Genomic DNA, 12,986 nt, shown 5'->3' with positions numbered 1-12,986 from the left:
GGGCGGCAGGCCTCACCGGCCTACGGCCGGTGGTGGCTGGATTGGCGAGGTCTCCCTCATCTGTGAGACAGTATGTATCGAAGAGAGGTTGTGAGTCAACTTGTCTCACAAAAGTTCCCGAAGAGGTGTCCGATGACCCGCATCAACGACGACCCCCGCGCCCGCCGCAGCCGCGCCGCCGCCCTGACGGCCGCCACCGAACTCCTCGTCGAAGGAGGGCCCGAACGCGTCACGCACGCCGCCGTCGCCGTACGAGCCGGAGTCGGCCGCGCCACCGTCTACCGGCACTGGCCCGACCAGCAGTCCCTCCTCTTCGACGCACTCGCCAACGATGTCCGCCCTCTGCTCGCCTTCGGCGAAGGCCCGATCCGCCACCAGTTGGTGAGCCAGCTGGAACACATGGCCGAGTGGCTCAATCAACCCGTCGCCGTGTCGGTCATCGCCACCATCGTCGAACGGGCTGAGCGGGACGAGGACGTGCGGCGCATCCGCGAAGAGATGTTCGGCCACGCCGACGAGCACTTCGCGGGCGCGCTCGCCGCCGCCGTCGAGCGCGGCGAATTCCGTCCCGGCATCGAGGGATACGCCAGAGAAGTGGTCTCCCGGATCGTCGGCCCCCTGCTGTTCCAGCGGTTCATGCTGGGCGCACGACTCGACAAGGACATGGTGATCAGCTCGGTCGACGCCGCGCTCGCACCCTGGCTCCCGAACGCGTGACGCGCGGCTCCGGACATCGGCTGCAGCACCGGACAGGTACCTCGGCAAGGCCGACCGGGAGCGGCGGTGGTCTTGGGTGGAGGAGGGCGAGGAACCGTAGCAGGAGCGGGAGCCCGAACCGCTCAGGACGGTGTTCGTCGAATGCGCGGGCCCGCCTGCTACAGCCGCCCGGACCCGCGACGAAACGGTGCCGGGCATCGACCTGACCGCGCCGTGCCTGGGGACCCTCGCCCGGTCCCATCGCCCGGCAGCCGACTGAACGTCATGATGCGGATTCCCGACGGAAGTTGCACCCCTGCCCTTGCCGTAGCGGGCCACCGCTGTCAGAGCGCGAGGCGGGGCGCCCGCTCTCCGTTCAAATTGTGCTGGTGGGCTGGGTGGATCGGGGTGGGCGGTTATATTCGGAGGGTGATCGACAAGGATGGGCATGCTTCTGAGTCGGCGGGGCGGCGGCGTCATCGGCGTTCGGCTGATCCCAGCCGTCGGCATGATCCGGAGTTGACGCGTCAGAGCATCATGGATGCGGCGAACGAGGAGTTCGGCGAGCATGGGTTCAAGGGGGCGCGGGTTGAGCGGATCGCTGCCGCGGCCGGTGTGAACCATTCGTTGATCACTTACCATTTCGGTGGCAAGCAGGGTCTTTACGATGCTGTCACCGAGCGGTGGATCACCAAGGGCGCGACCATGATGAGCGGTGCGGAGCCGTTCGCGGAGATCGTCCGGGATTTCGTGCGCTGGGAGCACGAGGAGAAGGTGTCGATCATCCGTACGCTGGTCCGTGGGGAACTCGACGGCAGGCCTCCGCCTCCGGAGGCGTGGGCGGCCCGGCTGCTCGATGTCGTCGATGAGACCCGCAGAAGGCAGGCCAGGGGCGAGGTCCGGGCCGATCTGGATGTCGGCGCGTTGACGCTGGCGTTCTTCACCGCGGCGATGGCGCCGGAGATCCTGCCGCAGCTGGCCGCTACCGTCACGGGTGCGGATCCGGCCTCCCCGGAGTTCATCGACCGCTACGCCGAACAACTGGCACGCCTGGTCCAGACGCTCGTTGAAGTTCCCCAGGACGGACCGGGGAGCGGGACGGTCCTCCCGCAAGACGGCGACGAGACGCAGGACGAGACTCACTCCGGCAACTGACGGCACCCCAACCCCCCGTTACGAACGCTTGAGGGCGTCGACCTGGTGCTCGGTCGGTCGGCGCGTTCCCGCCAGATGGTGTCCTCACCTGCGCCCCGGCTCAGGCATCCCGCGTTCTTTCTGAAGCGCTCTTTGACGGCGCATGGGCCGGCGTGGGCGTCAGCTGAACGGGGCGGGCGAAAGCATTCCATTGAACGGAATCCGCCGTGTCGCCGCCGGCTGGAGCCACGCACCATGACTGGCAGGGGGCTGCGTCGTGTGCCTGGTTGCGGGGTGAGGTGCGTCGTTCGTCGAGGACACGACGCTCGGCCTCTTCGGCCGATCGAGCCGGGGAATGCGCGCAGGGCCACTGGTCTTGAGGGGCCGCGCGGATGGCTGTGGGGGCAACGCTCACGGATCCCTTCGGCCCCACGGAAAGGGAGTTGAGTCATGGCGGGACGTCTGGCGGGAAGAATTGCCGTGGTGACCGGCGGTAGTGCCGGAATCGGTCAGGAGATCGCCCGGAAGCTGTCGTCCGAAGGTGCCGACATCGCGGTTGCCGATGTCGACGCGGCGGACGATACGCAGGGATCTGTCGAAGGGAACGGCCGGCGGTTCATCAGCGCGAAGGTCGACGTCTCCGACGAGGCTCAGGTGAACGCCTTCGCCGTGGAGGTCCGGGATGCGCTCGGCCCAGTCGACATCCTCGTGAACAACGCGGGCATCGTGCCCTTCGCCGGCATCGACGACGTGACGTTCGAGCAGTGGACCCGGACCTTCGCGGTCAACGTCGGCGGAGCCTTCTTGATGGCGAAGGCATTTCTCGAGGACCTCAAGCAGTCCAGCGCCGGTCGAGTGATCAACATAACGTCCGGAAGTTACTGGGTGAGCCCGCCGCCGTTTGTCGCGTACGTCTCCTCCAAGGGAGCTCTCAACGGTTTCACCAACGTCCTGGCGGCAAACCTGGCGGCACACGACGTCACGGTCAACGCGGTCGCTCCCAGCCTGGTCCCGACAGCCGCGGCACTCCGGAGCGCGGACGAGGCGTTCTTCGACATGACCGTACAGATGCAGGATCTGAAGCGACGACAGCGCCCGACGGACGTCGCCGACACGGTGGCGTTCCTGGCCTCCGACGAAGCCGCGTTCATCACCGGCCAGATCATCGCCGTCGACGGAGGGCTCACGCGTCGCTGACAGCGCGCCCTTCGTAGCGCGCGTCTGTTACCCGTGAGACAAGGAGGCGGCCGGAGGAGGTTCCGCACCCTCCGGCCACGTCCACGGGTCGCGGGTTGGACGGAGGAAACAGCGGCCTGAACGCTGTCGGCCACGGCATTGATGTCCTCGCGCGACAGCCCCAGACCACGCAGCGGACGGCGGCTGCCGGTGCGGTCGTACAGGGCGGACAGGCCGTCCAGCGCCTTGGCGGTGCCAAGACCTTGTGCGATCCGATCGGCTGCGGCGGGCGCGTTGAACGCGAGAGCAGAGGGCAGTACCGCGGCGTGCAGTGTGGCGCGGGGGAGAACGCAGGGCGTCAGGTGCTGGTGTGGGAAGACTCCGTGAGATGGCGTCCTCGGCTACGGCGTACCGCAGGTGCCAGCCGGTTCACCTGGTCCGGTTCCGGTGCGAGAACGGCGAGTGCCGCGACGAACCGGCCCATTGCGTCGAAGGCCCGCGCGACAGCCGACGGCGATCCGGCTGTGAGTTCACCTTGTGAGTAGCCGATCCGTGCGTCCCGCACCTTGACCAGTTCGGCTTCCACTCTGCCGGGGCCGGCGATGGCCCGCGTGGTGCACCGAACAGCTAGACGCGGACCCCCGCGTGGCGGGCACGTCCGCCGTAGCCCCTGGATCCAGCCGCTGCTCACTGGGGAGACAGGACACGGCCAGTGCCGCTCGTCCCAGCAGCGACTCGCCGGCCGCATTCCGTCGGTCTGTCCGTTGCGATTGTGCTGGTGGGCTGGGGGGACCGGGGCGGCGACGAGACGCAGGACGAGAGTCACCTCGACAACTGACAGCGCAACTGCTGTTGGCCAGCTGTCATCCGACCTGTTTGGGCGTCGGGGGAGTAGGCGACGCACGTCTCCCGCAGACAGGGCTCGGCGCGCATGACGACGCATGCGCGGTGCATCAGACGCCGCATCGCATCGGGACAGTGGCGGTCACGGCTTCGGTGAGGTCGGCGGGGTCGTGGGTGATTCGTTCACAGGTCCAGCTCCAGGATGGGCGAGAGCGCTCGGGACGTGCAGGTCGCGAACATGCCTTCGGCGTGCTCGTCGGCGGTGAGCACCTCGTCGTGGTGGTCGGGTTCGCCCGCCAGCACCCGCACGACGCAATCCCCGCAGATGCCCTGCTGACATGAGTACGGCGCGTCCACGCCCTTCTCCAGCAGCACATCGAGCACGCTGCGCCCCTCGGGGACCAGGTACTCGTCCCCTGTCGAGGCCAGGCGTACGGTGAAGCCGCCCGAGCCGGCTGCACCGGGTTCCGAGACGGGCCGAGCGCTGCTGAACCGCTCCTTGTGCAGGACGTGCGGTGGCCAGCCCAGCGCTTCGGCCCTGCCGAGGACGTAGTCCATGAACCCCGCAGGACCACAGATGTAGGCCGCCGTGTCCATGTACGGACCGCCGAGGTCACGTTCCATGTTCAGCTTCTGCTCCGGGTGCTCGTCATCGAAGTGAAAGGCGACGCGGGGGTTGCCTGTCAGCTCCGACACGAAGGCCGCGCGAGCGCGGCTGCGGGCACAGTAGTGCAGTGTGTAGTCGCCGCCCGTCTGCTCGAGGTGGCGCGCCATCGCCAGCAGCGGGGTGATGCCGATGCCTCCTGCGATCAGCAGATGCCGTCGGGCCGTGACGAGGGGGAAGCGGTTGCGCGGCGCCGAGATTCGCAGCCGGTCGCCGACCCTGAGCGCGTGCATCGCCCACGAACCGCCTCGGGACTGCGGCTCGTTCAGCACGGCCAGGCGGTACCGTCCGCTCCCGGGCGGTCCGCACAGGGAGTACTGGCGGACCAGTCCCGAGTCGGTGAGCACGTCGATGTGCGCGCCCGCGGTGTAGGCCGGGAACTCGGCCCCCTCGCCCGGGGCGAGGTCGATCACCGCGACATCCGGGGTCGCGAGGAAGTGGGAGACCACTACCGCTTCCGTCCACGTCACGGCCGGGCTCCCCCTCAGGCTCCGGTCGCGGGCACAGCCGCCGCGGTGTCTTCCACTGCCCCCGAGGACACCGTGTACACACCGGAGTCGACGTGGCGCGGAGGCTCCTCGGCCATGCTCACGTTCAGCGGGTCCCGGCCGGCCTCCACATCGTCGATCATGGTCTTGAGCATCCTGCGGAGCATCACCACGCCGCGGTCGGTGGTCGCCAGGGTCTCCTCGGAGTGCATCGGGATCGCTCCCTGAGAGCCCTGAGCCTCACCGTCACCGGGGAACCGCTGGCGTTCCTCTTCGGTCAGTTCCCACGGGTTCTTGCCGTTCTGCGTGAGGCCGAAGGCGAACCGGACCACTCGCTCGGGATCGCTGGACCGGATGGAGAAGAACACCCGGTGGTGGGTGTCGTCCATCGGGACGACCCACATGATGTGGTCGGGCCGCTTGTCCGTGGGCAGGTCCACGTAGTCCGGCAGCCCGAAGACGTTCGGCATCTGAAGTTCCACGCGGAAGGTCCGCACTCGCGGGTCGCCGTTCTCCGCCTTGTCCCGGATGAGCTCGTCGTACTTGGCCCCGAACTCGGTCCTGGTGTACGTGATGCTGTCCTGGAAGGCGTCGGGATCGTAGAAGTTCTCGGGGAGGCCGGTGGTGCCCGTGCCCAGGGCCTGGTAGCCGCTGTGCGTGGAGTGCAGCCAGCTGACGTGCGAGGGGTCGAGCGCGTTCTCGTACATGTTCAGCCAGCTGAAGTCGGACACCAGGCCGGTCGGGGGCAGCCCGGGAATCGGCCACGCGGCGTAGTACTGGTCGCCCTCTTCCAGGGGTTCCAGGGCCGTGTAACGGGGGAGGGCGGGCTTGCGCTGGGGCGGTCCCATGTAGACGAACACGAGGCCGTAACGCTCCTCGACCGGGTACCACGGCTGGCGCGCGGCGTCGCGGCGGCGGCCACGGTCGGGTTCGAGGGCCTGCTCCAGGCAGTTCCCCCGGACGTCGAACTTCCATCCGTGGTAACAGCAGCGGATGCCGTCCTGCTCGACACGGCCGTAGAACAGGCTGCTGCCGCGGTGCGCGCACCGCTCGAAGACGACGCCGGGCCGGCCCTGACCGTCACGGAAGACGACCAGGTTCTCGCCCAGGACACGCGTACGGTGCGGAACGTCGCTGGTGAGCGTCGCCGACGTCGCGATCGGGTGCCAGTAGCGCCGCAGCAGCTCACCCATCGGAGTGCCGGGGCCGACTTCGGCCAGCCGTGCGTCGTACGACGGTGTCTCGCGGCCGTAACCGGTACCGGTGTCCGCGGGAGTTGCTTCAGTCATGTCGATCTCCTCGACGTTGAGGGACAGCGAAATGCCGACGGAAGGTCGTCACCGTCACGCTTCGAGCGGCACGGCGAGTTGTCCTCCGGTGAGTGGGAGGTTCTTCGGGTGTTCCGCCCGTCGGCGTGCACATCGGCGAGCCGGGTACGGATGGGGACTGGCCACGGTCATGGGCCCGGTGAGCCTGCCGGCACTGCCACGGCCGACGCGGTGACGCCGGCACCGAGCACGACCTTCATGGGACGGACAGCCGACCGACGCGGCGCTGTCGGGCAGTCCTTCGTCGACCGCCCTATCTCTGCTCGAACGGCAACGTAGCACCACGAAGTGCCTCTGCTAATACTTCTGACAAAAGTTTGTCAGAAAATTCGTGCGGCCGACGGCTCGCGTGGTGGCCGCCCGGTCCAGGACGCGCGATCTCCTCAGGGGCCAAGTGCCTGCTCGGCTCTCCTGCCAGAACGTCCGGCCGCAGAGCGTTGCGACGCCGCTGACGGCATCTCACATGGAGGCCGGCCTACGTGGATTCGTCGTCAAAGGTATGCGTGAGCTGAGCGGGTCTGAACCGCCGGCCCGGCCAAGCGCAAGGCGTCCGCACCGCACTGTTCCGCGCCCGCCGTCGAAGCCGTACCCACCGCGCCACCGGCCGGTCGGCCGCACCGCGTCTATGAGTTCAACTTCAGCGAGGACTCATGACGAAGCTCGTGCCGGTCAGTTCCTCGGACAGTGCCCAGAGGCGCTTCGCCGCCGCCGGATCGCTCGCGGCCGCGGTCCGGCTGACCAGCGCCGGGCCGCCGCGCATTCCGGAGATGCCGTCCGGGCCGATGTAACTCGCACTGGGAAGGTCCTCGGTAGCGGCGAAGAGCGTTGGCAGGGCACCGGCCTCGGCATCCTGCGCGACCAGCCGGATGAAGGTGCGCAGCATCGGCTTCGGAGTGCGTAGCAGATTTGTCGCCGCGAGCCCGGGATGTGCGGCGAGCGCACGCACAGGTGATCCGATCTCGCGGAGCCGTCGCTGCAGTTCCAGCGTGAAGAGCAGGTTTGCGAGCTTGGACTGGCCGTAGGCCTTCCGGGCGTTGTAGGCACCGGTGAGGTACGGGTTGTCGAAGTCGATTCCGCTCACCCACCGGTGCGCTGCGGCCGAGACCGTCACGACGCGATCGGTGATGTGCGGCAGCAGCAGATTGGTGAGCGCGAAGTGGCCGAGGTGGTTGGTGCCGAAGTGCGTTTCGAAGCCGTCCTTGGTGCGTCCCTCCGGTGCCATCATCACGCCCGCGTTGTTGATCAGCAGGTCGAGGTCGCCGTCCCAGGAAGCGGCGAACTGACGCACTGAAGCAAGGTCGGCGAGGTCGAGGCGACGGACCTCGTGGCTGCCTGGGACCTTGGCCGCGGCCTCCCTGCCCTTGTCGAGGTCGCGGACGGCGAGCACCACGTGGGCGCCGGCCTTGCCCAGAGCCTGGGCCGTGGGGATGCCCAAACCGCTGTTCGCGCCGGTGACGACTGCGGTGAGGCCGGTCAGGTCGGGCATGTGGCTGGTCTGCCAACTGGCGGACATCGGTTGCTCTTTTCGCTTTAGTGGTGGGAGAGCGTCACGTACTGGTGGGAAGGCGCCGTGAGATGGCGTCCGCGGCTCGGCGTACCGCCGGCGCCAGCCGGTCCACCTGGTCCGCTTCCGGTGCCAGCACACCGAGTGCTGCGACGAACCGGCCCTCGGAGTCGAAGACCGGCGCGGCGACCGACGCTGTTCCCGCAGTGAGTTCACCTTGTGAATATCCGATCCGTGCGTCCCGCACCTTGATCAGCTCGCCGGCCAGTCTGCCGGGGTCGGCGATCGTCCGTGCGGTGTAGCGGCGCAGCGATGCGGACTGCAGGACGGTGCGGACGCCGGCGTCGTCGGAGTAGGCCAGAATCACCTTTCCCACGCCGGTCGCGTGCAGGGGGAGGCCGCCGGCCACCTCCGCAACGTTGACGACCGCCCGGGGACCGGTGACCTTGTCGACGCACACGGCCTGGTGGTGGCCGGCGACGGCGAGGTGAACGACGGTGTGGGTACGGCCTGCGAGTGACTGCATGACCGGGTGGGCCGCGCGGCGCAGGCCACGCTGTCGTGGTGCCGCGGAGCCGAGTTCCCACAGTGCCGTTCCGATTTGGAGGGTGCCGTCGTCGTTCCGCTCCAGGGCGCCTTCGGCTATCAGTTCGCGGGTCAGCCGGTGGGCGGTCGCCACCGGGATCTGTGACCGGCGTGCGAGGTCCGTGAGAGTCACCGGGGCGGTGCCGTGTTGGCAGGCATGCAGAATCGCGAAGACGCGGCTTGTGCTGCTACGGCCCGGCTCATTGGAGATGGGCATGATTTCGCCGGTGACAGCTCAGGCCGCTCGAAGGCGGAGCAGTCGGTGATCGGCCTGGTAGGACGCGGGCGCGACGGTGTTGCGGACACGCTTCTCAGGGTCGCCGACGTGTCCCCAGCCGACGGGGCCATTGGTGTCGGGCCGGGCGTACTGGGCCAACATGCAAAGTACTTCTCGTCCCATGAGCTCATGGCTGGAGTTGCTCACCTCGCCCCACCAGGCCTCGACCGGGCTGTCGTAGCAACCGGAGATCGTGATCCGCGCACCCGTCCTGCGCATCACGAACTCGGCGTCGACGTCGAGGATCGTGGCGTGGACCTCGCCCGCGATCGTTCGGGGACCTTGGATCTCACAGCAGATCTCGCCCGACATGTTCTGCCGCAGCGTGGTTTCAGTCATGTCCATCTCCTCGACGTTGAGGGAGAGTGAAATGCAGGTGGATGTCACAGCCTTCGGGGCTGTTCGGAGAAGTTCGTCAGCGGAGCCCGTCAGGAGCCGAGTCGGGGCGCTGCGGTGGATCTCAGAGCACGACGTCGAGTCGGGCCGGGCGGCGGGTCAGCAGGAGGCCCTCAGGAGCCTCGCGATGGTAACCGGGGGCGAGCCGCAGTTCGGGGAAGCGTTCCAGCAGGTGTTCCAGAACGACGCGGGCCTGCAGCCGGGCCAGTGGAGCGCCGAGGCAGGTGTGGATGCCGTAGCCGAAGGCCATGGTGGTGGCCTGTCCCGCCGGCCGGTCGAGAGAGTAGTCCGCGGCGTCGGCGCCCCAGGCGCGTTCGTCCCAGTTGGCCGACTGCAGGCTGACGGCCAGGCGGTCGCCGGGTTCGACGGGGCAGCCGGAGATTTCCCGTTCCTGTTTCACGGTGCGCAGTACGTACTGCAGGGGCGCGTCGTGGCGCAGCGACTCCTCGACCGCTGCCGGGACGAGGGAGCGGTCGGTGAGCAGCCGTTCCCAGTGGCTGCGGTCGGCGAGCAGTTCGTAGAGGAGGTTGGTGATCAGACTGCCTGTGGTGTCCGTGGCAGCCACGATCAGCTGGAAGGAGTGGATGACGGCCTCGAACGGAGTGAGCGGCGGCTCGCCGTCAGCGGGGTGCGCGAGACCGTCCAGGACGCCCTCCCCGGTGGCCGGCGCGGCGGCCCGGGCGGCGAACTGCTCTCCGAGGTAGCGGGTGAGTGCCACGAACTCCGGCATGTCGAGCGGCATCTTCGGGAGGATGTCGTCGATCGCGTCGGCCCACTGGTGCAGGCGCTCCCAGTCCTCCTCCGGCAGACCGAGGAAGGCGTACACCACCCGGGTCGGTACCTGACGGGCCAGGTCGTGGTGGAGCTCGGCCTTCTGGCCGGGCTGCCACGCGGCGAGGACGTCGGTCACTATCTCGCGGACGCGCGGTTCCTGCTTGCGGATCACGGCCGGAGCGAACCAGCGCCTGAGACGGGCGCGCAGTGCCGTGTGGTCGGGCGGGTCCAACTGGGTGATCGTGGCCGCCGGCAGGTCGGCGGTCGTGGCGGCGCCTTCCAGGGCGAAGTTGTCGACGGACGAGTACGTCTCGGGGTCGGTGAGGACGTCCCGTACATCATCGTGGCGGGCGAGGAAGTGCACGCCTGGGCGTGGCTGGGACACCGGACAGCGGTCGCGGGCTTCGGCGAGCCGGGCCGCGGGATCGGCGTGGTGGGCTGGATCGAGCGGATCGTAGGGGGCGAGGTGCGGGACAGTCATGGTCGCGTCCTTACCTATGGGCTTTCGTCCGGGCAGGTACTGGTGCAGGTACTCCCGCTCCGAGGCGCTTGAGTTTGACGACGGGAAGTCGGTGATTGACGGCTACGGCGGTGGCCGTGCCGCTGTCATGGCGCCATCGCAGCAGAACGCTGCGCTCGTCCACCGAACCGGCGACGACTTCGGGGCTTCCGGCGAGCGGGAGTTCGCCGCTGATCTTGATGTCGAGTCCGGACTGCTCGGTCCAGAAGTAGGGGTCCGGCCGGTACGGGTGCGCCGCCTCACCGTGCAGCAGACTTGCCGCGGCCATACGGCCTTGCTCGACGGCGTTGGTCCAGTGGGGAGTTCGGCGTCCCCCGCGCGATACGACGTCTCCGGCGGCGACGATGCCGGGGGCGACGCGGCAGCGCGCGTCGGTGACCAGTCCGCCGACGGGGTCAAGATGGAGTCCGGAGTCCTGCAGCCAGTCGGTGTTGGGTACGTCGCCCGCCGCGCAGACGATCACGTCGGCCTCCAGGACCGAATTCCCGCAGCGCACACGGTGGTCATCGAGTACGTCGACCCCGTCCGGCGCGACCCGGACCCGTATGCCGTGGTCACGGGCGGCCGCGACGGCGAGATCGGCCAGCCACGGCCCGAGCAGCCTGAGCAGCGGCGGGAGGATGTCGACGACGGTGACCTCCAGGCCGAGTGCGCGGCAGGTGCCGGCGACCTCCATGCCGAGGAAGCCGCCTCCCAGCATGATCACACTGCGGGCCCGGGCCAGCCGGGCGGCGAGTGCCGAGGCGTCGTCCAGAGTGCGCACCACGAGGTCGCTGTCGCCGGTGAGGCGGCGTGCCCGGGCGCCAGTGGCGATCACGAGCCCGTCGTACGGTACGCCGCTGCCGTCGGCCGTTGTCACCAGACGGCGGCGCGTGTCGAGCCGTACGGCCCGTGCTCCGGTGCGGAACTCGATGTCCTCGCTCGGGAGCGGCAGCAGGGCCGACTCCACGGATTCCCGGCCTGCCAACACGCCCTTCGAGAGGGGAACGCGCGAGTAGGGCGGATGAGGCTCCTCGGCTACGACGGTCACCTGGCCGTCATAGCCCTCGGTCCGCAGGCTCTGTGCTGCCGTGACTGCGGCGATGGACCCACCGACCACGACGATCTGTCTCACGGCTGGACCTTCAACGCCGCGACGGGACATACCCGAACGGCGGCCGCGACGACGCTCTCGTGTTCCGCGACCACCTCGTCACTGGTCAGGTGCAACTCGCCCTCGTCGTCGAGCCGGAACACCTCGGGCGCGGTCTGCTCGCACAGCCCATGGCCCTCGCAGCGGTCGAAGTCGACCACGATGCGCGTCATCTGATGTCCTTTCACGCGTCACGCGTACGGTCGGAGCTCGGCAAGCCTGGAACCGGCCCGGCGGGCACGCGCGTGCCGCTGACGAGGTCCGGCCGGGGATTTGTGCCTCGTGCACCTGCGTGGGTGTGGTGTGCCCGATGACACTCTGTTCGCAGGGGATGACAGCCGACCGTGCGGGTCTGCCGGGCGGGCCGTACCGGCGGCCCCACCCCTGCTTGACCGGCAACGTAGCACCGAGATGGCGCTTTGATTAATACCTTCGACAAAAGTTTGTCAGAGCGGTCTGATGCGGGTCGAGGCTGGAGAGATGGCAGACGGTACGGCGCCGAACGGAGCCGAAGCCGGTGGGTCGCCGTGCGGGCCCGCACGGCGCGGCCGTCGAGAGGGGTGGCCGTCAGGACATGCGAATCGTCAGGGCCGGCACGTGCCGGCCGACCCTGACGTCGTGGTCGGAGAGGTCAGACGAGGTCGAACCGGTCGAGGTTCATGACCTTTTCCCACGCGTCGACGAAGTCCCTCACGAACTTCTCCCTGGCGTCGTCGCTCGCGTAGACCTCGGCGAGGGCGGGCAGCTCGGAGTTGGAGCCGAAGGCCAGGTCGGCACGGGTGCCGGTCCACTTGACGGCACCCGATGCGCCTCTGCCCTCGAAGCTCGTCCGGTCCTCGGATGCTGACTTCCACGTCGTGCTCATGTCGAGCAGGTTGACGAAGAAGTCGTTGGTCAGGACGCCCGGACGGTCGGTGAAGACGCCGTGCGCCGTGCCGCCCTGGTTGGCGCCGAGGACACGCAGACCACCGACGAGGACGGTCATCTCGGGGGCGCTCAGGGTGAGCAGGTTGGCCCGGTCGAGCAGCAGGTACTCGGCAGGCAGGCGGTTGCCTTTGCCGAGGTGGTTGCGGAAGCCGTCCGCGACCGGCGCTCCCACTCCTCGTCGCTCGCCGATGGAGCACTGACTCGTGCAGCTTCGGCGGCGTGATGTCGGACAACACACGGGGAACGATTGATGAGCGACGGGCCGCTTGCTCCACCGTCCGCGGACCACCGATGGCAACCATAGCGTTTCTGACAAAAGTTTGTCAGAACTGTTCAGTGAAGCGAATAGCGGTGCTACGTTGTTCACGAAGCGGAAGTCGGATGGTTGGCGATCCCCCGTCCGGCGGCACCGAGTCCTCGGTACGTCGTCCTCTGAGAGCGTGACGATGGCGGAACCTCGCCGTGAGCGAGGACACATCTACGTCTTGGTCGGTGCGGCAGTAACTGTTCTTGTTCGGCTACGCGGCTTCCGGCCGTTCTGG

Annotated in this window: 11 protein-coding genes and 1 pseudogene; 3 read left to right on the top strand and 9 right to left on the bottom strand. The window is 68.4% G+C overall.

What is annotated here, in order from left to right:
• Positions 1-132 precede the first annotated feature (132 nt).
• The 3 genes from BFN33_RS03135 to BFN33_RS03125 all read left to right on the top strand — a co-directional run bounded on the left by BFN33_RS03135 (position 133) and on the right by BFN33_RS03125 (position 3,027).
• Positions 133-717, top strand: a complete 585-nt coding sequence (locus BFN33_RS03135) for a TetR/AcrR family transcriptional regulator (protein ID WP_069758263.1) — start codon at positions 133-135, stop codon at positions 715-717.
• Positions 718-1,125: 408 nt separating this feature from the next.
• Positions 1,126-1,851 carry a TetR/AcrR family transcriptional regulator gene (locus tag BFN33_RS03130; protein ID WP_256122618.1) on the top strand — a complete coding sequence of 242 codons (726 nt, stop codon included), beginning with the start codon at positions 1,126-1,128 and terminating at the stop codon, positions 1,849-1,851.
• A gap of 429 nt (positions 1,852-2,280) precedes the next feature.
• Positions 2,281-3,027 (top strand): SDR family NAD(P)-dependent oxidoreductase, encoded by a 747-nt coding sequence (locus BFN33_RS03125; protein WP_256122617.1) that lies wholly within the window; start codon positions 2,281-2,283, stop codon positions 3,025-3,027.
• Between the two features lie 1,005 nt (positions 3,028-4,032).
• Here the strand turns inward: BFN33_RS03125 and BFN33_RS03120 are convergent.
• The 9 genes and pseudogenes from BFN33_RS03120 to BFN33_RS03080 all read right to left on the bottom strand — a co-directional run.
• A complete protein-coding gene (locus BFN33_RS03120; protein WP_069758261.1) occupies positions 4,033-4,983 on the bottom strand; it encodes a PDR/VanB family oxidoreductase in 951 nt (316 codons plus the stop codon).
• Positions 4,984-4,997: 14 nt separating this feature from the next.
• Positions 4,998-6,290, bottom strand: coding sequence for a Rieske 2Fe-2S domain-containing protein (locus BFN33_RS03115; protein ID WP_069758260.1), 1,293 nt, complete (start codon positions 6,288-6,290; stop codon positions 4,998-5,000).
• A gap of 676 nt (positions 6,291-6,966) precedes the next feature.
• Complete coding sequence (locus BFN33_RS03110; protein WP_069758259.1) at positions 6,967-7,842, bottom strand: oxidoreductase; 876 nt, start codon at positions 7,840-7,842, stop codon at positions 6,967-6,969.
• Positions 7,843-7,876: 34 nt separating this feature from the next.
• Positions 7,877-8,635, bottom strand: a complete 759-nt coding sequence (locus BFN33_RS03105) for an IclR family transcriptional regulator (RefSeq protein WP_256122616.1) — start codon at positions 8,633-8,635, stop codon at positions 7,877-7,879.
• Between the two features lie 18 nt (positions 8,636-8,653).
• Positions 8,654-9,034: a hypothetical protein gene (locus tag BFN33_RS03100; protein WP_256122615.1), complete on the bottom strand. Its 381-nt coding sequence runs from the start codon at positions 9,032-9,034 to the stop codon at positions 8,654-8,656.
• A gap of 121 nt (positions 9,035-9,155) precedes the next feature.
• Positions 9,156-10,346: a cytochrome P450 gene (locus tag BFN33_RS03095; protein ID WP_069758257.1), complete on the bottom strand. Its 1,191-nt coding sequence runs from the start codon at positions 10,344-10,346 to the stop codon at positions 9,156-9,158.
• Positions 10,347-10,356: 10 nt separating this feature from the next.
• Positions 10,357-11,499, bottom strand: coding sequence for an NAD(P)/FAD-dependent oxidoreductase (locus tag BFN33_RS03090; RefSeq protein ID WP_069758256.1), 1,143 nt, complete (start codon positions 11,497-11,499; stop codon positions 10,357-10,359).
• Positions 11,496-11,690 (bottom strand): ferredoxin, encoded by a 195-nt coding sequence (locus BFN33_RS03085; RefSeq protein ID WP_069758255.1) that lies wholly within the window; start codon positions 11,688-11,690, stop codon positions 11,496-11,498. Before BFN33_RS03085 ends, BFN33_RS03090 begins: the two co-directional genes overlap by 4 nt.
• Before the next feature lie 458 nt (positions 11,691-12,148).
• A pseudogene (locus BFN33_RS03080) lies at positions 12,149-12,607 on the bottom strand (peroxidase family protein); the annotation flags it as partial.
• Between the last annotated feature and the right edge of the window lie 379 nt (positions 12,608-12,986).

Origin of the sequence: Streptomyces sp. LUP47B (genome assembly GCF_001746295.1) — a bacterium.
GTDB lineage: Bacteria > Actinomycetota > Actinomycetes > Streptomycetales > Streptomycetaceae > Streptomyces.
This window is presented reverse-complemented; position numbering and strand designations above follow the sequence as displayed.

What these genes read in the sequence shown, in the direction of transcription:
- BFN33_RS03085 (WP_069758255.1), bottom strand. Translation starts at nt 11,690, where the DNA reads ATGACGCGCATCGTGGTCGACTTCGACCGCTGCGAGGGCCATGGGCTG.
- BFN33_RS03135 (WP_069758263.1), top strand. Translation starts at nt 133, where the DNA reads ATGACCCGCATCAACGACGACCCCCGCGCCCGCCGCAGCCGCGCCGCC.
- BFN33_RS03095 (WP_069758257.1), bottom strand. Translation starts at nt 10,346, where the DNA reads ATGACTGTCCCGCACCTCGCCCCCTACGATCCGCTCGATCCAGCCCAC.
- BFN33_RS03115 (WP_069758260.1), bottom strand. Translation starts at nt 6,290, where the DNA reads ATGACTGAAGCAACTCCCGCGGACACCGGTACCGGTTACGGCCGCGAG.
- BFN33_RS03105 (WP_256122616.1), bottom strand. Translation starts at nt 8,635, where the DNA reads ATGCCCATCTCCAATGAGCCGGGCCGTAGCAGCACAAGCCGCGTCTTC.
- BFN33_RS03125 (WP_256122617.1), top strand. Translation starts at nt 2,281, where the DNA reads ATGGCGGGACGTCTGGCGGGAAGAATTGCCGTGGTGACCGGCGGTAGT.
- BFN33_RS03100 (WP_256122615.1), bottom strand. Translation starts at nt 9,034, where the DNA reads ATGACTGAAACCACGCTGCGGCAGAACATGTCGGGCGAGATCTGCTGT.
- BFN33_RS03110 (WP_069758259.1), bottom strand. Translation starts at nt 7,842, where the DNA reads ATGTCCGCCAGTTGGCAGACCAGCCACATGCCCGACCTGACCGGCCTC.